The 21,212-nt window shown below is 40.9% G+C and carries 21 protein-coding genes and 1 tRNA gene; 8 read left to right on the top strand and 14 right to left on the bottom strand.

Annotated elements, in window-relative coordinates; genetic code table 11:
* Positions 1 to 127 precede the first annotated feature (127 nt).
* Complete coding sequence (locus tag FGL37_RS01195) at positions 128 to 706, top strand: RNA polymerase sigma factor (RefSeq protein WP_197734437.1); 579 nt, start codon at positions 128 to 130, stop codon at positions 704 to 706.
* On the top strand, positions 706 to 1,902 hold the full coding sequence (locus FGL37_RS01190) for an outer membrane beta-barrel protein (RefSeq protein WP_028070128.1): 1,197 nt from the start codon (positions 706 to 708) through the stop codon (positions 1,900 to 1,902). The genes FGL37_RS01195 and FGL37_RS01190 overlap by 1 nt, the downstream gene beginning before the upstream one ends.
* A gap of 43 nt (positions 1,903 to 1,945) precedes the next feature.
* On the opposite strand, the gene FGL37_RS01185 is transcribed toward FGL37_RS01190, so the two are convergent.
* Both FGL37_RS01185 and FGL37_RS01180 read right to left on the bottom strand, forming a co-directional pair.
* Positions 1,946 to 2,599: a sigma-70 family RNA polymerase sigma factor gene (locus FGL37_RS01185; RefSeq protein ID WP_028070129.1), complete on the bottom strand. Its 654-nt coding sequence runs from the start codon at positions 2,597 to 2,599 to the stop codon at positions 1,946 to 1,948.
* A gap of 1 nt (position 2,600) precedes the next feature.
* On the bottom strand, positions 2,601 to 2,981 hold the full coding sequence (locus FGL37_RS01180; RefSeq protein WP_028070130.1) for a hypothetical protein: 381 nt from the start codon (positions 2,979 to 2,981) through the stop codon (positions 2,601 to 2,603).
* A gap of 476 nt (positions 2,982 to 3,457) precedes the next feature.
* Here FGL37_RS01180 and FGL37_RS01175 point away from each other — a divergent pair, with 476 nt between their 5' ends.
* The 3 genes from FGL37_RS01175 (at position 3,458) to FGL37_RS01165 (ending at position 6,656) form a co-directional block, all read left to right on the top strand.
* Positions 3,458 to 3,958, top strand: coding sequence for an RNA polymerase sigma factor (locus FGL37_RS01175; protein ID WP_051606907.1), 501 nt, complete (start codon positions 3,458 to 3,460; stop codon positions 3,956 to 3,958).
* Positions 3,959 to 4,285: 327 nt separating this feature from the next.
* A complete protein-coding gene (locus tag FGL37_RS01170; RefSeq protein WP_028070131.1) occupies positions 4,286 to 4,654 on the top strand; it encodes a response regulator in 369 nt (122 codons plus the stop codon).
* Between the two features lie 4 nt (positions 4,655 to 4,658).
* A complete protein-coding gene (locus FGL37_RS01165) occupies positions 4,659 to 6,656 on the top strand; it encodes a PAS domain S-box protein (protein WP_051606908.1) in 1,998 nt (665 codons plus the stop codon).
* Here FGL37_RS01165 and FGL37_RS01160 read toward each other — a convergent pair.
* From FGL37_RS01160 to FGL37_RS01135, 6 genes are all read right to left on the bottom strand, one after another.
* Positions 6,653 to 7,306 carry an MEDS domain-containing protein gene (locus FGL37_RS01160; RefSeq protein ID WP_028070132.1) on the bottom strand — a complete coding sequence of 218 codons (654 nt, stop codon included), beginning with the start codon at positions 7,304 to 7,306 and terminating at the stop codon, positions 6,653 to 6,655. The genes FGL37_RS01165 and FGL37_RS01160 overlap by 4 nt on opposite strands.
* 202 nt (positions 7,307 to 7,508) lie before the next feature.
* A tRNA-Leu gene (locus FGL37_RS01155) sits at positions 7,509 to 7,590 on the bottom strand.
* Positions 7,591 to 7,966: 376 nt separating this feature from the next.
* A complete protein-coding gene (locus tag FGL37_RS01150; protein WP_028070133.1) occupies positions 7,967 to 9,406 on the bottom strand; it encodes a TolC family protein in 1,440 nt (479 codons plus the stop codon).
* The gene (locus FGL37_RS01145) at positions 9,399 to 12,560 is read right to left on the bottom strand and encodes an efflux RND transporter permease subunit (protein WP_028070134.1); all 3,162 of its coding nucleotides are present in this window, start codon (positions 12,558 to 12,560) and stop codon (positions 9,399 to 9,401) included. The genes FGL37_RS01150 and FGL37_RS01145 overlap by 8 nt, the downstream gene beginning before the upstream one ends.
* A 15-nt stretch (positions 12,561 to 12,575) precedes the next feature.
* Positions 12,576 to 13,655: an efflux RND transporter periplasmic adaptor subunit gene (locus FGL37_RS01140; protein WP_028070135.1), complete on the bottom strand. Its 1,080-nt coding sequence runs from the start codon at positions 13,653 to 13,655 to the stop codon at positions 12,576 to 12,578.
* Positions 13,656 to 13,763: 108 nt separating this feature from the next.
* Positions 13,764 to 14,186, bottom strand: a complete 423-nt coding sequence (locus FGL37_RS01135) for a hypothetical protein (RefSeq protein ID WP_028070136.1) — start codon at positions 14,184 to 14,186, stop codon at positions 13,764 to 13,766.
* Positions 14,187 to 14,534: 348 nt separating this feature from the next.
* On the opposite strand from FGL37_RS01135, the gene FGL37_RS01130 reads away from it, so the two are divergent.
* Entirely contained in the window at positions 14,535 to 15,662 is a 1,128-nt protein-coding gene (locus FGL37_RS01130) for an aldo/keto reductase (protein WP_037533355.1), read from the top strand.
* 101 nt (positions 15,663 to 15,763) lie between these two features.
* Here the strand turns inward: FGL37_RS01130 and FGL37_RS01125 are convergent, their stop codons facing one another.
* The 4 genes from FGL37_RS01125 to FGL37_RS01110 form a co-directional block, all read right to left on the bottom strand.
* Positions 15,764 to 16,150, bottom strand: a complete 387-nt coding sequence (locus tag FGL37_RS01125; RefSeq protein WP_037533358.1) for a DUF5856 family protein — start codon at positions 16,148 to 16,150, stop codon at positions 15,764 to 15,766.
* 139 nt (positions 16,151 to 16,289) lie between these two features.
* Positions 16,290 to 16,823: a dihydrofolate reductase family protein gene (locus tag FGL37_RS01120; protein ID WP_028070139.1), complete on the bottom strand. Its 534-nt coding sequence runs from the start codon at positions 16,821 to 16,823 to the stop codon at positions 16,290 to 16,292.
* 72 nt (positions 16,824 to 16,895) lie between these two features.
* Positions 16,896 to 17,630, bottom strand: coding sequence for a helix-turn-helix transcriptional regulator (locus FGL37_RS01115; RefSeq protein ID WP_028070140.1), 735 nt, complete (start codon positions 17,628 to 17,630; stop codon positions 16,896 to 16,898).
* 138 nt (positions 17,631 to 17,768) lie between these two features.
* The gene (locus FGL37_RS01110; RefSeq protein ID WP_028070141.1) at positions 17,769 to 18,665 is read right to left on the bottom strand and encodes an EamA family transporter; all 897 of its coding nucleotides are present in this window, start codon (positions 18,663 to 18,665) and stop codon (positions 17,769 to 17,771) included.
* Positions 18,666 to 18,740: 75 nt separating this feature from the next.
* On the opposite strand from FGL37_RS01110, the gene FGL37_RS01105 reads away from it, so the two are divergent.
* Positions 18,741 to 19,229, top strand: coding sequence for an Lrp/AsnC family transcriptional regulator (locus FGL37_RS01105; RefSeq protein WP_028070142.1), 489 nt, complete (start codon positions 18,741 to 18,743; stop codon positions 19,227 to 19,229).
* Positions 19,230 to 19,281: 52 nt separating this feature from the next.
* On the opposite strand, the gene FGL37_RS01100 is transcribed toward FGL37_RS01105, so the two are convergent.
* Positions 19,282 to 19,617: a hypothetical protein gene (locus FGL37_RS01100; protein WP_028070143.1), complete on the bottom strand. Its 336-nt coding sequence runs from the start codon at positions 19,615 to 19,617 to the stop codon at positions 19,282 to 19,284.
* Positions 19,618 to 19,883: 266 nt separating this feature from the next.
* Here FGL37_RS01100 and FGL37_RS01095 point away from each other — a divergent pair, with 266 nt between their 5' ends.
* Entirely contained in the window at positions 19,884 to 20,684 is an 801-nt protein-coding gene (locus FGL37_RS01095) for a 3-keto-disaccharide hydrolase (RefSeq protein ID WP_028070144.1), read from the top strand.
* A 25-nt stretch (positions 20,685 to 20,709) separates the two neighbouring features.
* Here FGL37_RS01095 and FGL37_RS01090 read toward each other — a convergent pair whose 3' ends face one another.
* Positions 20,710 to 21,141, bottom strand: coding sequence for a hypothetical protein (locus tag FGL37_RS01090; RefSeq protein ID WP_028070145.1), 432 nt, complete (start codon positions 21,139 to 21,141; stop codon positions 20,710 to 20,712).
* Positions 21,142 to 21,212 lie beyond the last annotated feature (71 nt).

The raw sequence follows: 21,212 nt of genomic DNA, 5'->3' as shown, positions 1-21,212 counted from the left end.
ATAGATTACAGGCGGAGGTTGCCTTGGCAGAGGAAAGAAAAAAAATATTTTTTACAGGCAACCTTTGGTGGTATCTGATCGTATTAGACTTAATACTATATTTATCAAAAGAAAGCAGCAATATCGAGTGGCGATAACAGGAGTTGACGAAAAATCTATCCATATTATTAAAGGATGCATCAATGGGGACCGTAGATCTCAAAAAGATCTTTATACTATTTATTATCCAATAGCTTTGGGGATATGTCTGCGTTATTCTGATAATAAAGAGGATGCTATTGGCATATTAAACGACCGCTTTTTCAAGGTTTTTAAACATATTGACAAATACGATTATCAAAAGCCCTTCTCCGTGTGGATAAAAAAAATCATGACAAATACGGCAATAGATTTTTACCGTGCAAAAATACGACAAGGTATATCTTTAGATATTACCATGTATGAGCATACTATTGTTGATCATGACTCGATTAGCCACAAATTGGACTACGAGGATTTGTTGGCGATGGTACATCAGCTCCCACCTGCCTATAGAACGGTTTTCAACCTCTATGCTATTGACGGTTATGGACATGAAGAAATCAGTGATATGTTGGGCATCGCGATCGGAACATCCAAATCGAATCTGCATAAAGCAAGGAGCCGTCTAGCTGAAATGGTGAAGATTCGGGGTGCTATACGTGGTAAGACTGAGGAGAAAACATAATGGAAAAGGATAAAAATAAAATTGACGAAATTTTTAGGGAAGGTCTAAGTAACGCCAAATTTGACTTTAATGAATCACATTGGCAGAAACTAGAGGATAGATTGAACGGGAAACGCCATGAAAGAAGGAAAAACATGGCTGTATTTCTGGTACTGGGGGCTGCCGTAGCGGCTGTTTTTGCTTTGTTTTTTATTTGGAAAAGTGATCAGTTTCAACTGGAGTCTTTATCGGACGCCAATAAGGGTAGTATAGCCCAACAGAAAGCAACTTCTAAAAAAGAAACGAACAGTTCAACAGAAGTAGGCGTCAAACAAAAAGAGGAAACCCGATTTCCGCCGAAAGATGATCGCAATATAGCATTTCAAAATCCAATAGAGCTCCATGATTGGAAACAAATTAATAGCGTACGGCTCGTCACCGGAAAACCTTCTCAAATGACGAGCATTGCCATGAATAGTATTGTAACAATTCCCAAAATGAATGGTCGATTAAAGCCCCTATCCCAGCTGGTCGTGCAGATACATCGTGACGATGCAATAGAAGAGCGGCCAGACCTGTCTTATCAACCAAAAGGTATGGATGTATTAGCTAAACCACAAGAAGAACGCCCTATGATCAGTCTGTTGGCAGGCCCTGATCTGACGAGCGTCAGGGGAGCTGGAAACTCTTCAGTTAGTGAAAACATCGGTTTGGCTTATTCTTATCCCTTGGCAAAAGGTTTACACATTTCCGTTGGGGCAACCTACGCCAAGAAGAATTATAAGTCAGCATATAGATTTTATTCGCCATCCAATCCGCCGGAGATGACACAGGTGCCAAGCAGTGTCAGTGCTGTATGTGACGTTATTGATGTGCCTTTAACAGCAAATTATACTGTTTTGCGTAATAAAAAGTTAAAATTTAATGTTAGTGCGGGCCTTTCAAGTTATTTCATGTTGAAGGAGAAGTATACATTTGATTATGAAGGTGGGGGTAATTATGGGGACAGTAAAAAAAGTGGAGTGTATGAAGTTGTTGGAGAAAATCAACATATTTTTGGCGTAGCGGATTTTTCGGTATCCATTGAACGGAAAATTAGCGACAAGGTGAATGTGGGTGTTAAACCGTTTGTTAAATTGCCTTTGACAGGCATTGGATATGGGAATGTGGACCTTGAATCCAAGGGGGTGGCCTTTACTTTAGGTGTGAGCCTTTAAAGTATTGTTATGTCATTTTGCAACGCTGCACTATCTGTGATTGTTATTCTCCTTCTATTTCTTTCATGACACGGTTGACCATTGCGTCGCAATACACAAGGTTGAACTCATAGAGCTCCATGGGGGCATATGATTTTTCAAGTTCTTTGCGCAGTATTGCTTTTGCTCTATTGAGCCGGACTTTGACATTAATTTCACTAATATCAAGTACTTTGGCTGTTTCGGATACGTTCAGCCCATCTATTTCACGTAGTGAAAAGACTAAGCGGTACTTCTCCGGTATTCTTTCCACCGCCTGTTCGATAACCTTTCCTAACTCCCGGTTATACACCTGGCGATAGGTATCACTGTCTGCATTGTTAAACATAGGAAGTACGTTTTCATTGATATTGTCTTGAGCAAGTTCGTTTTTGTAGCTGGACCTTTGCTTCTTTTTGTAGCAGTTATTTAACATGATTCGAATAAGCCAAGTCTTTATGTCGGCCTGTTGTTTAAACTGATGTAGATTCCTGAAGGCATCGACATAAGTATCCTGCATCAGATCCTGAGTAGTTTCATGATCATACCTATAAGAGCGGCCAATTTTATACAAATATGGGTTGGATCGCCTTACGATCAATTCGTAAAGCGATTTTTCTCCAAGCAGGATTCTCGATATAATTTCCTTGTCGTGCAGCTGTCCGTTATTTTGTTTCATGTTATTTTACAGTCTTGGACAATTGGGACATCGAAAAAGCTGCAATCGCCATGACCAGATCCCTGACAGCAACGTCCACAAAATTAAAACGCATTAATAGAGATAAGGCAATAGCCGCTAACCAAACAGCCACAATCAAACCACCTATGTGCGGATTTTTTAAAACGATCAGGCCGGCCGCGATTTCAATCGTACCAACGACTTTCATGAAAATTCCCGTTGAGAATGGCAACACCGCCGCTATAGCGGGGTTGACATATTGGTCCCATTCGGTCAATAAGTTCATGAACTTATCTGCACCGGCGACAATAGGTACGATAATAAAAGTGTACTTCAACAAATGGAAGACCCGTTCCTGTGCTTTGATTGCTGTATTTTCCATAACGCTATCTTATTATTACTTTTCCTATTAGAGTATGCAGCCCAAGAAATAGTTACAGCGAGGCCATTATAATTTATAGGATGTCAACCGTAGCTGCGTGATGCCTTGTTGCTGGTCGCTGTGGGCTGTTCATTATTTCTATACTTATTGAAATGTTTCCGTATATCTGTTTGTACAATTTGCTTCATGACCCAGCTCGTTAAAATTCGTCATTGCCGGTACTTTCTACATTAATATAAGAATTTATACCCGTTTGGTTTATTTCTTAATTTGATATTTTTTTAATAATATGGATTTTTTTGCTGTTGTAGGCAGCTGTTTTATTTACTTTCCTGCCCGTGATGACCGAAACGTACTTATACGCTTAGCAGGGTGAAGCCTATTTTAACGTCCCGATTCCTTACATTTTAGCATTCTTATTGTAGTTCTACATGCAGAAACACCACTAATATCAATTTAAACGAAAGCATATAATTATGAACAACTACAATTTAAATGTATTGATTAAGGAAAAAAGAAGTTTATTGAACCACTTTGCTGCTAAGTTTACTGCTGACCCTGATGAGAAGGAAGATTTAATCCAGGAGACTTGGATCCGTGCGCTTAAATCCATTGATAAGTTTGTTCATCACCCGAAATTGATGAGCTGGATGTATGTGATCATGAAACATACTTATATTAATAAATATCGCAAAGCCAAACGTGTCAGCGAGATTCAAGATGTGTACGTAGATCTAGAAAGCACCAACACGATCGAACACAATAAAGGGATCAATAAATTTATGGCCGACGACATTGAAAAGGCTATGCGAAGTTTATCAGCTGACAATTATGAGATCTTTCGGCTTTATTTGGACGGGTATAAATACCACGAAATAGGAAGTTACTTCAACATGCCAGAAGGAACCATAAAAACGAGAATCCATATGATTCGTAAAAAGTTACAGCAGCAGCTTAAGATTTATAAATTGAATTGATTGTTTAGCGCTCTCGATACATTATATTAGCCAAACGAGTTTTCGTTTGGCTTTTTATTTGAAAAGTAGTATGGGACCTGTGCATGATGACATGGTAGGCTGCATTTTTGCGACAGCAAGTTACCCTGACGGTAAGCAATAAAGAGAATTTCTTGCTAGAAAATACATTGTGCAACCATCTTGGAAAAGACATCATAACAAAAAACTTTGATGAGATGGATGGCATAGTTGATTTGATTATTTTTTTTGTAGATTTAGTCATTACTCCTGAATAAACTATAATTAAAAAGGCGGAATCATCTGTTGCCTTTCCTAAATATAAGAGATATGAAGAGAAAGATTTTTATTTGCGATGATGACAGAAATATTGTGGAGATGTTAGAGATGGTGCTTCAGGAATTCACGGACGCTACAGTCCTTACCGAGACTGATAGTCGGAATGCACTGTCTCGTCTGCGGCTTGAATGTCCTGATGTATTGATTGTGGACATCGCTATGCCTGTCATATCAGGAGACCAGTTGATACAGCTGGTCAGGGCCGATTCAGCATTAAATCAAATGTTTATTGTCTGCATGTCCGCAAATCCAGTTGGCGAGCAGATTGCGGTTGGTGCTGGCGCTGATATTTATCTGGCGAAACCATTTGATATGAGTGAATTCCTTGCAGTGGTTAAAGGTACAGCACAGACGGGTTGAGATTATGAGTCAGCTTACACACCCGGAAATCCAGGATATATATAACTTAAATAATATACCTGTCTTATCCATTGATGCGGAAGGTATTGTTATCTTTTCAAATCGTGCTGCGGCTAGTTTTCTGGTTGGCGACAATGGCACTTTGTTAGGCCGATTGATTGCTTCCTTTTTTCGCGGAGAGGAAGCTGCACAGGCATTTCAGGACATCTTTGCCGAAGTATCGGTGGCCAATAGGGAGCTACCTCTGCAAACGGATACTTGCGGAGAATGCTGGATATTACTTTCCTCTCGTATGATAGAAGATATACATGGGCTTAGGTTGATCTATATCTTTTTCCAGGATATTACAACATTGAAAAAGCAGGCCACCTCCATCGCTCAACGAAACTCCGAAATAGAGCAGCGGCTTGTTGAAAGCCGCGAACGTCAAGCCCGTCTTGCAGCTATCGTAAGTACGTCCGATGATGCTATTGTCAGCAAAGATTTAAAAGGAATCATTACCAGCTGGAATATAGCGGCCGAGATGATGTTTGGCTATTCAGAAGAAGAAGTTGTGGGCAAACATATATCATTAATCATACCTGCAGACCGCCTGGCGGAGGAAGATCACATTATTGAAAACATACAGCAGGGACGACGAATTGATCATTTTGAAACCGTACGCATGCATAAGTCGGGGAGATTGATACCGGTTTCATTGTCGATATCTCCGATGATAGATGAGTCAGGAACGATTATTGGAGCTTCTAAGATTGCCCGGGATATCTCGAAACAAAAGGAGTTTGAAAAAAAACTCCAACGGTATACCAATCACGTCGAAACTTTGAATACAATAGGAAAACTCGTATCGGAAAGTCTTGAAGTCCGTGAAATTCTCCAACGGGTGATCGACGCTTCTGCTAAAATTATCGGTGCAGCCTTTGGCTTGTTTATATATAACCGTCCGGATAAATTCCACAACCAGCAGTTACAAGTCAAGTGTTTTGGTATTTCAGACATCTTTTTGAGTAAGTTCAGGTCATGGCCTGACCCGCTTCTTTGTATTTCCAATGTCACTTGTGCAGACGTTGTTCGATCAGAAAATGTGACTACAGACAGCTTATTTCGGCTGGGCGACTGGGCACACTTTCCATTTATAGATGACTTGCATATGGTTAGCTGTCTCATTGTTCCCGTTATCTCGTCATCGGGGAACGTTATCGGAAGATTAATATATGGACATCCTGAAGAACGCTTTTTTAATGAAGAACAAGAAAAGCTGATTGTTGGAATCGCAACGTTGTCTAGTACTGCCTTGGAGAATGCAAGCCTATATGAAGAGATACGTAGTTTAAATATCAAAAAAGATGAATTTATAGGGCTTGCCAGCCACGAATTGAAGACACCTATTACTAGTCTAAAAGGATTTTTACAATTTATCAGTATGCGAATGGAGGATGGAGATATCAACAAACCTGCTATTGATAGAGCGTTGAGTCAGGCGAATAAGTTGTCTACATTGGTTGGAGATATGTTGGACGCCTCCAAAATCCAAACTGGGCAGTTGCCACTTAGACAGTTGCCTTTTGATCTAGCTGGTATGATAAAAGATACCATTGAAGAGATTCAATACACCACTCGTTCTCATCATATCGCATTCTTTAGTGACAAGATGCCGCACGAAGTGATGGGCGATAAGCAACGCTTGGAACAGGTGATTATTAACCTCATCAACAATGCTATTAAATATTCACCCGGTGCAGATTTAGTGAAGGTGTTTTTGAGCGAAGAGCCGGGATATGCAGTTCTTTGTGTTCAGGATTTTGGCATTGGAATTCCACAAAACCAACAGGAACGTATTTTTTCAAGGTTTTACCGGGCCGACGGTATAGATACGAATATTTCTGGGTTAGGCATAGGTTTATATATAGCCAAAGAAATTGTCTACAAACACCAAGGTTCGATTTTTGTAGAAAGTGAGTTAGGCTGCGGTGCAAAATTTATTGTAAAGTTGCCCGTTTAAAGTACAATACCCGATGGTTGTTGTGGGGCTGTTTTATAAAAGATTTTAGTCGTTGATTTTTGAGTCCCTGAAAGCATCTTGGCATGTGCACAGCAAATGGTGTGAGCTGACGAGTTGACATCCTGTGTGAAGCCATTCTTGGGGTAAGCGCAGAAGAGACACAGATTCTGCATTTCGCAGAAGCGATTCCAAAGCATTTCTAAGTGAACGGTAGCGGATTTTTCTCCCTTTGACCACAAGAGCGCTACCATTTCACCAAAAGCACGGACAGGTCGATTTTTATCTAAAGCTCGCCGGATGATTGCCATGATGGTTTCTTCAAAAAGCTTAGGTTCAGGCCATCCATTTACCATGAATTTGGATAACGTTTGTTCTGCATTCAGGAAAATGAGATGATCGTCGGCAATATTGGTGTCTACGTCAACACCCGTTTTGGAAAGTCGCTCAGATAACGCTGTAATGTGCTCTGGGGTTGCTATGAGCACGACCGATTCTTTTGCTTCGAGACCGCTAATGACGAAACCTTCAAGCGTAATTAAAAAAGATTCATCGTTTTCATAAATTTGTACGACGTGATCTGTTGGCGCAATTTCTCCCCAAAAGATACTTGTCTTAGCAAATTTCCACTCCGTTTTCTCCTTATTTTTCATATGATAATTTTAATTCTGTCTCCATTACGCTATTTCCTTTCAACATAACAGTTAAAGATATTAAAACTATTAAATTTTGGCAATGATGGTGTCGTTTTCTGGCGAACTTCTTTTATTTTTAAATGGGATGTCGTATGTCTGCGGGTGCTTTTGTGATGACAATAAAAAAAGCCTCCCTAGACTACTCTAAGGAGGCTTTTTGTGCGGAAGAAGGGACTCGAACCCCCACGCCTTGCGGCGCCAGATCCTAAGTCTGGTGCGGCTACCAATTACGCCACTTCCGCATTAGGATTTGTTTTGATGCCACAAAGATAGGAATGAAACCTATATGATGCAAGTGTATTTTCGATATTATTTTCTTTTTTTCTCTTATGCAATTTGATGAACAATTGTATGATTTCTTATCTGTTTTAATATGAGTTTATTACCTTAATTGGTTCATTTCTGCTATAAATAAAAAAATGGTTTAGAAGAATTCTAAATTTGTACAAGTGGTTTGATCCAATTTACCATAGTTTAAGAATAATTGCGACGGATGATGCATCTATAAATATTCTACTGCGATTATTGCGACTGAATCAGGCCTATGGTTCATGTCCAATTATACAATGGGGCTTATCATTTTATAAGCCCCAAGTGAAAAATATCGGTTACCCTAGGCTATCGCTGATTCCAGCCACCGCCGAGGGATCTGTAAATCGAAATACTAGCTTTGAGTTGGCTGACTTTTTTTTCAACGAATTCGAATTTTGATTCCAATGCATCACGCTGGGTGAGTAGGACCTCCATATAATCTGCTCGCGCATATTTAAATAGGTCATTGGAGATTCCAATCGATTCGTTTAACGCATCCACTTCTTTTGTTTTAATAGCTAGTCCACTTTCCAAATTCTTGATTTTTGAAAGTTGATTTGTGACTTCTATAAATGCGCCCAAAACTGTTTGTTCATAATGTAGTACAGCTTGTACCTGTCTGGCATTCGCATTTTTATACGCTGCTTGGATCGCTCTCTTGTTGACTAGCGGAGCTGTAAGTTCCCCAACTAGCGAAGAGACAAAAGAGGCGGGTTTAATCAGATAGGTCGGGTCGAAAGCCTGTAAACCAATACCAGCTGTAATATCCAGTGAAGGATAGAAACGTGCTTTTGCGGATTTGATGTCCAGGTTAGCGGCAGCAAGTTCATATTCTGCTTGCTTGATGTCGGGACGGTTTTCCAACAAGTCAGCAGGTATGCCGGTATATACGGTTGGTGGTACAAGGGAGGCGAAAGCGTCATGATTTCTTTTTACCTCCTGGGGAAATCTCCCGACTAAAAAATTGATCTTATTTTCCGTTTCTGTTATTTTTTGTTTAATATCGAATTGCATGCCCTGAGTTTTGAGAATCTGTGCTTGAAATCTCTTGATAGCTAACTTGTTGGCACGAGCAAACTGTTTGAGATCGTTGACTACAGCCAGAGCATTATTCTGGATTTTAATGTTCTCGTTGATCACCTCAAGTTCATTGTCCAAAGCAAGGAGTTCATAATAGGAATCGGCAATCTCTGAAATCAAATTGGTGACCATGAAATTTTTACCCTCAACACTTGCTAGATATCGATGTAGCTGAGCCTTGGTGGCGTTGTGTAATTTTCCCCAGATGTCAGTTTCCCACTTGGCCTGTACGCCCAATCCGAAATCGAGCAGTGGCTCGGGCATCTCCCTTCCGGGCTCGATTTCCGTATTGGCTTCCATTGCGCCGATGTTGGTATATCGGCTTACTTTGTCCAGACCAGCGCCAGCCTTTATACCAACAGATGGTAAATATTCACCTTTTTTTGCACTCACTTCATTTCTTTCAATTTCAATTTCTTGAAGAATGATATTCAGCTCTTGATTGTTCTGCAATGCGTCTTGAATCAGCGCCTGCAGATTAGGATCGGTAAAGTAACTATCCCATTTCATTTTTCCGGTATTAGCTGAATCCTGTTCCGCTGTGCCATAATGTGTGGGCACAGTCTTATTTTCTACGCGTTGCTGTATTTCCAAAGGCTTACACGCTGCGAAGCTTAATAAAACGAGCGTGAAACCGGCATATTTGTATATTCTGTTTTTATTCATAATGTATCATGTCTTCGCTTAAAGGTGATTCGTCTTCGGCTTGGATCATTTTTCTTCCATCCGCGAGTTTCGCAAAAATATAATAGAGCCCTGGAATGACAATTACACCGAAAATTGTCCCGACAAGCATTCCGCCCAATGCTGATGCACCGATAGTGTGATTTCCGATAGCCCCCGCGCCTCCGGCAAAGACTAAGGGTACCAAGCCCGCTATAAAAGCAAATGACGTCATCAAAATCGGTCTAAACCTGGCTTTTGCCCCCTCTATTGCTGCCTCCAAAATGGAGTCGCCAGCCTGCCTTCGTTTAACAGCAAATTCTACTATAAGTACTGCATTTTTACCTAATAACCCGATAATCATGATGAGTCCCACTTGCGCATAGATATCATTCTCCAGGCCCATAGCTTTTAATAGGAAAAATGAACCGAATACGCCTACTGGTAGGGATAGTAAAACCGCAAATGGAATAATAAAGCTTTCATATTGTGCAGCCAATACGAGATAAACAAACACCAGTACAACCAAAAATACGTAAACGGCCTCGTTACCTCTTTGCGCCTCGTCGTAGGAAAGCCCTTCCCAGGCTACCTTATATCCATGCGGTAATGTCTGTATGGCGGTTTCGTTGATTGCTTGAATGGCATCTGCAGTTGTGTAACCTTTAGCCGGAAGTCCACGAATGGCCGCCGAATTGTACATGTTGTAACGTGTGATTTCATTGGGACCTTGTGTCTTTTTCAAGGTCATAAACGCTGAATAAGGAACCATTTGCCCCTGGTCGTTCTTCACATATAAATTCATAATATCCGACGGAAGTCTTCTGAATTCAGGAGATGATTGTACATAAACTTTAAAAAATTGTCCAAAGCGGATGAAACCCTGCTCATAGGTGCTTCCGATGAGGATGTTTAAGTTGTCCATGGCTTTGCCAATAGAAACCCCTTTTTGCATGGCCGCGTTATTGTCAAAGACCAATTCATATTGCGGATAATTCGCGGCGAAGAATGTGAAGACTCCTGTCAGTTCTTTTCTTTTTTTTAGATTGGCGATGAAATTTTTGTTAACCTTGTCAAAGTCTTGGTAATCCGTCGTCCTGTTTAGGTCGAGCAATCGCATTGAAAATCCGCCTGAGGAACCAAATCCTGGGACAGCCGGCGGCTCGAAAAATTCTACGATGGCTCCAAGGTCTTTTGATTTTTCTTCCAGCTCTTCCATGATCTCCTTGACAGAATGTTCACGTTCATCCCAGGTCTTCAGATTGATAAGGCAAGTACCTGCATTTGAACCCCGGCCCTCTGTCATAATTTCGTAACCCGCGAGAGAAGAAACGGACTCTACTCCCTCCACGTTTTGACAGATCTTTTGCAATTCACGTGAAATTTTGTTTGTTTGCTCCAGGGTGGATCCAGGTGGCGTCTGAATAATTGCGTAGATTGTCCCTTGATCCTCGCTAGGGATAAATCCTCCTGGCAACGTTCTGTTTATAGCGAAAGTGCCTAGGCAGAATGCGATCAATATACCCCAGGTAATAGCCCGTCTGCTGGCGATTTTTCGTAGAAATCCAGCATATTTGCCAGTGATTTTATCGAAGATTGCGTTAAACACATCCAATGCTCTACTGAGTCCATTGACCTTTTTGGCTTTACCATGATTGTTTTTTAATAACATGGCAGCCAATACGGGGGTGAGGGTGAGTGCTACTACCGCCGAAATGACAATTGAACTGGCCATTGTAATGGAAAACTGACGGTAAAATGTACCGACGGGTCCGGTCATAAAGGAAATAGGAATAAATACGGCCACCATCACCGCAGTGATCGCGATAATGGCTCCCGCGATTTCAGCCATCACTTCTTTAACAGCATTGTATGGTGATATATTGCTTTCTTCCATTTTTGCGTGTACCGCCTCTATAACCACGATCGCGTTATCGACCACAATTCCAATTGCCAATACCAGCGCGAAAAGCGTGACCAGGTTGATTGACAGGCCGAATAGCTGTAAGACGAAGAAGGTACCTATGAGCGAGACTGGGACGGCTATGATAGGAATCAGAGTAGATCTCCAGTCCCCAAGGAAGATGAATACGACGATGGCAACCAAAATGAAGGCATCTCGCAAAGTGTGCATCACTTGCTCAATAGAAGCATCCAGAAACTGGGATACGTCATAACTGATTTTATAATCAATGCCGGGTGGAAAGTTGCCCTTCATTTCCTTGAGCTTTGCTTTTACATCTTTGATCACATCATTGGCATTACTGCCATAATTTTGTTTGAGCACGATTGAAGCGGATGGATGTCCGTCCAGATTGGAGTAGATATCAAAGAATTCGCTCCCCAGCTCTACTTTGGCGACATCCTTTAATTTGATATTTTCACCTTCGGCATTGGCTCGCAAGATGATGTTTTCATATTCCTGGGGCTGATTGTATTGTCCTTTGTAAGTCAGAACGTATTCTAGCGACTGTGCCGCTATACCTGAACTCTGGCCAAGCCGTCCTGGACGTCCAATGATACTTTGCTCACCTATTGCCTCCATCACTTCATCCACAGACAGATTATAAGCTCGCATACGATCCGGATTCAGCCAAATCCGCATGGCATACCTACGGCTTCCGAGAATCTGTGATTTGGCAATACCATGAATACGGTTGATCTCAGGGATGATATTGACCGTCGCATAGTTATATAAGAACTTCTCGTCCATACTTTTATTGGAACTGTATAAATTGACGTACATCAGCATACTGGGCTGGATTGGATTGACCACAACCCCTTCTTTCTGTACGAGCTCGGGCAACAAGGGCATCACCTGATCGACACGTGTTTTGACGAGTACAACAGCATCATTCGGATCGGTTCCGGGATCAAAAATCACGTTAACAGTAGCTTCACCGGCGCTCGTTGCATCTGTTGCTATGTATCGCATGCCCTGCACACCATTAATTGCATTTTCCAATGTTATGAGCGATGACTTGACCAATACATCTGCGCTTGCTCCTGGATAGGCTATGGTAACTGCAACTGTAGTCGGTGCTATTTTTGGAAATTGTTCCGTGGGTAACTGTTTGATGGCCAAGCCACCAATAAATAGGATGACAACCGATAATACGATAGCGAATACCGGTCGGTGTATGACTTTCTTAAACATAAGGTTTCCGTTTAATTACTCTGCATATAAATCTAGATTCGACATGACCTTTTCAGGATTTTGATATCTGGATTCAATTGTTTGGTTTTCTTGAACCATGCGTAATCCATTCAAAAGAATTTTGTCATTTTTTCCGAGTCCGTTGGAGATAACATAAATATGCGGTAGCTCAGCAGCAATCGTCACTTCTCTAGCTTTCACCTTATTGTCTTTGGTTACAACATACACATACTTTTTCTCGAGCTCTTCAAATGTCGCTTTCTGGGGGATCATCAGCGCGGCTTCATAAGGAGAAGTAATCATAATATTCCCTGTCTGACCGTATCTTAAAAGTCCTTTGGGATTTGGAAATGTTGCCCTATATGCGATATTGCCTGTTTCATTGTTGAAGTCCGATTCTATCGTCTCTACAACCCCGTCCTGATCAAACTCTTTTCCATTCGCCATTTTTAGGCGTACGTGCATCGGACTGTTGCCTTTTTTGGCTTCCATTTGATTCAGATATTCTACTTCTGGGACATTAAAATAGACCCACATTTTACTATTGTCTGATAGCTCGGTTATTAGTTCACCTTCATCAACGAGACTTCCTTTCCGTATATGTAATTTGCCAACTATTCCCGAGAAAGGAGCTCTGATATCTGTGAACTTTAGGTGAGTATTCATTGACGCGAGTTCAGCTTTGGCCTTTTCATATTTTGCTTTAGCCATTTCTGCTTCTTGCGGAGCGACGATATCTTTTTCAGAAAGGTTTTTGGCATTCTGATATTCGATTTCTGCATATTTTACTTCAGCCTTGGCTCGATTGACATCTGACTCATAAAGATTGGGCATAATTTTAAACAGCGGTTGTCCTTTCTGTACATATTGTCCCTCATCAACAAATATGGACTGAATATACCCTTTTTCTTGCGCTCGAAGTTCAATATGGTTTATAGAGCGAATTTGTGCTACATACTCTTTGTTAACTAATGTGTCTTTGATTAGGGGGGAAGTGACATTGAATATCGCTGATTCCTTCTTTTCTTTTTTATCGGATTGGCAGCTCGTGAATAAAACGATAAGACACAGACTGATATACATGAATCTTTTCATGAAGTGATAAATTTTTATAATAATTCTTTTTAAAAAAATGGACAATAACATTACTAGCTTTCAGAAAAATCTGGAAGCAATACTCTTTTTTGAAGAATTATGATAAAATCACAGCCTGAGTACAGCGTAGTGAATATAAAGGGCCTCTTTGTATGACCATCGGCACTCCAGGGAGGCGAGGGAGACAGCGGTATAATGGTTGAATATACCGGGGCAAAGGTAGGAATTTAAATTTCTGAGATCGTTTCTCAGGAGAGCAATAAGGTTTGCCGGATTGGTGTCGGTTCCATTGTCATCATTTTCATTGTCGGTTTCAGGAAAATAAGCTTTTAGACTTTCCCAATGATGATGTACTCCCTTTTTATAACGATCAGTCTGGAAATTTTCGCGATTTGACGAGGCTAAGCCGTCGTGGACTGCTGCTTGATATTTTGGAGCAGATGCAGACAGCTGTGTAAAAAAACAGCAGCCGATACTGATGAGTATAGCCCCTATTAATCCGTACAAATATCGATGAAATTTTCTTTGCATCCGTTTGACAAATGTAATCAAAGTTAAAAGAGGATACAAGTTGTTTTCGTGTTAAATTCTTAATGTTTACGTGTAATTGTTACAAATTCATGAATTATTTGTTGTCCATTCGCAAAAACTAATAAATCAAAAGCGAATACGAATAGCTGAGATAGTAATGAAGTAACAACATTATCTGTTTATGCCTAAGCTCGCCACGGATGCTGCATCATTGTTTGGCTTGTCAGCGATGATTAACGAAGATGCACCCTATAGGGAAGGTGTGGATATCTCAATTATTTTCAAACTTTGTGATGATAAGAATTGTTTACAGAGGGAAAACAATAGATTTATCCAAACGGATCTGTCATGGAAAGGAGACAATTTTTGGCACAGGCCACCCTAGCGGGAACTGGAATGGCATTAGGTACAGGGCTTCCCAGTTTAGTTTCCGCATCATCACATGAAAATGAACCAATGTCATTATCAACTCCAAAAGAGACCAAGCGATTCCGTCCAAAGGATAAAGCTGGCTTTGGAGGAGTGGCACTCGGAAATGGGTTCCAGCAAAATCCGGATCGGGAGTGCCTGGAAGCTGTAGAAGCGGCATGGGATGCCGGTATACGGCTCTATGATACTTCACCATGGTATGGCTTAGGTATTAGCGAACGGAGAATGGGCTTGTTCCTAAAAGATAAGCCTCGGGAGAGCTTTACGCTATCCACTAAAGTAGGGCGTCTTTTGATCCCGAAAGAAAATTTTAGTGCCGACGAACTGCTATGGAAGGGAAAACTCAATTTTAGCTATAAATACGACTATACCGCTTCAGGTGTAAGACGCAGTGTTGAGGATAGCCTGCAACGTCTGGGGCTATCTGCTATCGATATTGTGTTTATCCACGACTTATCACCTGATAATGCTGATATGAAAACCACGTATCCAAGCTATTTCCAACAGGCGGTCAAAGGAGCAATGCCCGAACTGACTAAAATGAGGGAAGAGGGGATTATTAAAGGATGGGGGCTCGGTGTGAATACCATAGAACCGATTTTGCAAACCTTAAGCGCTGCTGATCCTGATATATTTCTCTCTGCGTGCCAGTATTCGCTGATCAAACATGAGGATGATCTCAATAGGGTTTTCCCAAAGGTTGCAGAACGAAACGTTTCCATCATTGTAGGAGCGCCTTTGTGTGCAGGATTTCTGTCAGGAAAGGACCGTTATCTATACGACGGGCAGTTTCCGGACGGGGTAAAAGATAAATTGGCTTCGCTAAAACGAGTTGCAACTAACCATGCTGTCGATCTGCGGACAGCAGCATTACAGTTTGCGGCAGCCCCGGAGGTGGTTTCGGGTGTAATACCGGGAGCACACACAGCTGAACAAGCAGTGCAAAACGCGGCGTCTTTTAAGATCGCGATTCCTGCTGATTTCTGGGCGGAGCTAAAACATGAGAAATTAATTGCAGAAAACGCACCAGTGCCTATTTCGGCGTAAAGCTAAATTACAAATGGGCTGTCGCGAAGCAGACAACCCATTTGTAATTTATTTTGCAGATTTTCTTACGATAGCATTTCAAACACACTGTTTTAAGTTTTCTACTCAAGCCGTTTTAATCTAAAGAGAAGTTGCTGGATAGTCTCTTGTACATCATCAATGATTGATTGGGAAAAACTTTCCGGAAAAAGCGATTGGCGCTGACTTTCGACTTCCTGATAGTAAGCTTCGATATATTTGATGTGTTGCTGCGGCCGTGTTGTTTCAGGGATTATGATATCCACAGTACCTTTTAGGGCAAAGGTAGTCTCCACAAGCCGGTCAGTGACATCTACTAGTGAATCTATCGCTTGATCTAATGATATATGAGCCTCATAACTTCCTTTTCCGGTGATAGACCAGTGAATTAGTTTTAAAGAATTCCTGAATGAAATCAGTTTACCTAAAAATTCGCCCATCGCATTTTTGTTGTTTTTCGCTTTTGCCATAATTAAAAATCAAATTTGTAATGTCAGTCTGGATCTGATATCCATAGTTAAATGTGATAACAATAAAAAAGGACATAATGTTTCCTATACAAATCAGATTTTTGAGATGAGCAAAATCCAATCTCTATGGTGAATGTAGTTATCGCTTTTTTCGATAGTGTACCTGCGTTAAACCCGTATCGTAAGTTTGAGCTGCTACGAGCTGAAGAGGCTGTTCGGGAATTCCTTCCTTAAAGAGTTTTGTGCCAGCACCTAACAGTATCGGAATAACAGATATGATCAACTCATCGATTAAATCGTTCAGCAGGAGTTCGTTTATTATTTCTGCACCCCCGTCACAATAGATATTTTTCCCCGTTTGAGATTTGAGTTGTTGGACAAGCTCCACTAAATTTCCAGTATAAAAAGTTGTCCTTCCTAAAGAGGGCTTGTCCGTTCTAGTGATAACATAAATGTCTCTTTGCCCGTTGTCGTAGTGGGTGGCGCCGATTTCCCTAACCACATAGTCATAAGTTTTCCTACCTATGATTATGGTATCTATGGAGTTTGAAAATTGAGTATATCCATAATCTTCTCCTTCCTTTTCCACCAGCTTCAGAAAGCTGAGATCGTCATTGGGTTTCGCAATGTAACCGTCTAAGCTCATCGCAATAAAGAGTGATAGTTTACGCATTTGCTTTACATATTAAAGTTTACACAAAAATAGGTGCATTGATCACTTATATTTTGGAAAAAAGCGACAAAATCAAAATTTTGAAGGTGACATTCCTGTATGTTTTTTAAAATCATTTGTCAAATGCGCATGGTCGTAGTAACCACATTCAAATGCTATGTTTAGTAAACTCGTCCTTTGATTTGGTTCTTTTATCTTGGACAAAGCGTTTTGAAACCTGATAATGCGCGTATACTCTTTGGGGCTAACACCTACATGCGTCTTAAACTTGCGTTCTAGTTGTCTCACCGACGTAAAATTTCTTTTAGCAATTTCATCTATAGTAATTTGACCCTGAGCTTGATGGATAGTTTTTAAAGCCGATTCAAGAGAGGCACTGATAGGATGTAGGCGATGAGCAAAAAATTCATTTAAATAGCCGACTGGATTTTTAAGAAATTTGTCGAGATGGAAAGAATGGGTATGGTCAAGTTGGACAGTTATATCTACTATTTCACTTTGAGCACTATAATCGTAGAAATTAGGAAATACGCCCGGCTTTAGACAAACACCAAATAGATGGATGTTTTCATCAACAAAGCTATCTTTAAAAGAGGTTGTAGCACCGACAGCGTACGTTTTCCCAAAATCCATTTTCGTTGTCCCATTATCGGTAATACAAGTATCCCCCAGATTGATGACCACCCCTCCGCAACCATCAGGAAAATTTCGTTCCCATTGGCTATCTTTCTCTTCTCCAATTAACTCCCAAAATGTATGAATATAAGGGGCCAAAATAGGGGCGGGTTTTATTTCCTTGTATTTCATAAAGTGAATAATTAGTTCGCAATAATACAAAAAAAATACCCTCATTTTTGGCCAAATATGTTGTTATTTAATTCCCCCGTTGTACACGAATAAGAAATATAAAGACAAAAAGTGGGCTATTTTTTTTAAGCGGACGAGTCATCTTTTGCGGTTCGACCGGCTGAGGAGAAATACTGTGGAAATAATACAGAAGCTCCCGATCCAGTCGGTCCACGAAAAGGGGATGGCGAGCCAGTAGACAGCTAAAATAGTAGCCGCTAAAGGTTCTGCTGATGCCAAAAGACTGGCTTTTTGTCCGCCAATTAATCTGACGGCGTATAAATAAAAAGAAAAAGCTACCAAGGTGCCCAACACAATAATGGCTGCCGTGTTGAATAAAGTATAGGTATCCCATATTCCTTGAAAGTCCCAGGGTGCTTTGACAAAACTAAAGACTAGACCGCCACATAACATCCCCCATCCGATAACTACGGAAGGTTCATATTTTGCCAATAAACGCGCAGGTTGGAGCGTATAGATAGCGAGAGCGACTGCTGATGATAAGCCTAGAAAAAGTGCAACTGGAGAGATCGTCAATGCGTTGGCGTCTCCATGAGTAACTAACAGGAAGGTGCCTATCACAGCAAGGCCGATGGCAAGTCCTTCTTTCGGGGTTGGCAGTTGTCTTTTTTTGATGCTTAGATAGACGGCAATCATGATAGGACCGGAATATTGTAATACCGTTGCGGTAGCTGCATTGGAATGCTTGATAGCTGCAAAATAGGTATACTGCACTGCCAACATGCCTACCATACTAAAAACGAGAAGTTGCGCTGCGTCTTTTCTGTTGCGCCAGATTCCAAATATAGTTGTCTTTTGTCCAAATTGGGTAAATACCAAAAGAACAAAGCCCGACATCAGTAGCCTTGTGGTGATCAACCATTCTACATTCAAGCCTTTCTGTTCGAACAAATATTGTCCGCTTGTCCCTGATATGCCCCAAAATATCGCCGCCAGGATCGCTAATGTAGTTCCCTTAACCTGTGAAGTTTTCATGATTTGTTTACTAAGTCCGATCATGCAAAATTGCATGAAGTTTTCCGAGTATTTTCATTAGATTTGAATTAAAAAATGCAATTTTGCCTCACCGTCAGTATGGATCAATTCGATATTGCCATTTTGGAAATTTTACAAGAAGATTGTCAGACTTCACAGCGTATGATCGCAGAACGTGTCGGACTGTCTGCTGCTGCGGTCCAGCGACGGATTAAGCGGATGCGCGAAGAAGGGACGATTAAAAGAGAAGTAGCCATTCTCAACCCGCAGCATTTTGGAGATCCGATTACGATTTTGGTAGAAGTGTCTTTGGAAAATGAAAAGATTGAGCTTATCGATCAGGCGAAAAAGAGTTTTATCGAAACACCAGAAGTACAACAATGTTATTATGTTACCGGCGAAACTGATTTCTTCCTTGTCATCGTCATAAAATCGATGGCTGAATACGAGAAGCTCACGCGCAAAATATTCTTTGGAAATGACAATATCAAAAGTTTTCGGACGCTTGTCGCTATGGGTGTAGAAAAACAAGGCTTTAAACTTCCAATCGTGACTTCAAATTAAATGATCTTCTGCTCTATTTTGCATTTTATCTTTTTAACATAGTCTTAGTCGGTTACATATCCTCCAACTCCTCTTTGGTATACCCGCCATTGCAATCCATGCACGCGTCAGCAAATGCATTATATTCTTCATAAGCCGCACCTATCTTCCCAAAAAGTGTTATAATGCGGTCTATTCTTATACGCATACCATTATCCATGTTGATAAATACCCCTTTTCCTTTTTCCTCGTCCATATGGATAATGATGCCTTGGGCTTCACCGATCACCTCAGGTGAGTCAAAATAGAATATTTTGCCGGTAGTTTTTTTGTCGATCTGTTCCTTAATCATTTCGCAGAATTCCCAAGCTACCGGGAGATAGGCGTTCTCTTCAGCTTTCGTTTTCATAAAATCCGTTACGTTTATCTTTGCTTTGTTATCCGGGGCGTTATCCATTAAAATGTACTCGCTTAGGTATTAAACAGTTATTAAGCGCGGATGTTTTTGTCATCCCCGCACTTCTTCAATCGAAGGTACTCATTTATGTTCCAATAATGGATTTTTTCTGCCAGCTGATGGCTAAAGCCGGTTGATCTGCAGAGAAAAACTTGACGGGCAACCTTTAATTGAATATCTTGTGGTCTACTTTCCAGTTTAAACTAATGACTTTTCAAATGAAGAGATTTTTTATTGCAATTTTAGTTACGGGTTTTATTTTCGGGAGCTGTTCCGGAATGAAGGGCCCGCGTGACGATAACGGGTGGAAGCCTCTATTCAATGGCAAGGATGTTCACAATTGGTTTGTCAAAATTCACCATCATGACTTTGGTGTAAATTACGGTCGTACCTTTAGGGTTGAGGAGGGCATGATTAAGATCAGGTATGATCAGTATGGCGATTTCAATGATCAGTTTGGTCATTTGTATTATAACACACCGTTTTCGCATTATCATTTAAAATTTGAGTACCGCTTTGTGGGTGATCTTCATCGGGGAGCACCATCCTATACATTACGTAATAGCGGTATTATGTTTCATTCTCAAGATCCCAGAACCATATTGAAGGAGCAAGATTGGCCTATTTCCATCGAGATGCAACTTTTGGGAGGACTGGGAGATGGACAGCCAAGACCCACAGGTAATATGTGCTCTCCCGGGACCAATGTTGTATACCAAGGGGAGATTGCTGCTTCGCATTGTTTAAATTCGACTTCTGAGACTTTTGATGGAGACCAATGGGTACGCGGAGAATTGATCGTGCTCGGTGATTCGTTGATCAAACATATCATTAATGGTGATACTGTCCTGCAATATTCAAAACCTCAAATCGGTGGGGGAGTTGCCAATGGCTACGACCCTAAAATTAAGATTGACGGCAAACTGCTGAGCAGTGGATTTATAGCATTGCAAAGTGAGGGGCAGCCCATAGACTTTAAAAATATCTGGATTAAAGAGCTCCCAAAACCAAAAAAATAATTTTATGTTTTGATCTATTCCACAGTTACTGCTTTTGTACCGTAATGGCAATTTTGTATTTTCCTTTAAGCGTGTGCACGGCATGCTGTTGAGTAGGGTAAGGATCAACACTCAGTAACGAAAAGCTATAACTCTTATATATTGCTGATTTCTGATACCCGCTTTGCTGTAAGTCGGTTGTCGCAAGATCCAATATGACAGGCTCCGCTGATTGATCCCTTATTTCGATCTGAGCAACTGCAACTCCTGCCCAAATACAATTTGCCCCTTGGGGGCAACGGCTATCTTCCGAAATACCTTTGAATTTGACACGTATGGGAGATCCTTTCACTGGACTTTCTTGCCCCTCGGTGAGTTCAATATGTCTGCTGCCGGCACGTTCGATCACTTTCTGTGGCGAGCAGCAAATGGTTAATGCGCAGATCAAGCAAATTAGAATAAAAGTTTTATGTAACATAATCGTGTTTCAAATAATAACGTAAAGTTGTGTCTCATTTCGTTAATCGCATCAAAATCGCTAGTCTCATA

Source organism: Sphingobacterium thalpophilum (assembly GCF_901482695.1).
Lineage (GTDB): Bacteria > Bacteroidota > Bacteroidia > Sphingobacteriales > Sphingobacteriaceae > Sphingobacterium > Sphingobacterium thalpophilum.
This window is presented reverse-complemented; position numbering and strand designations above follow the sequence as displayed.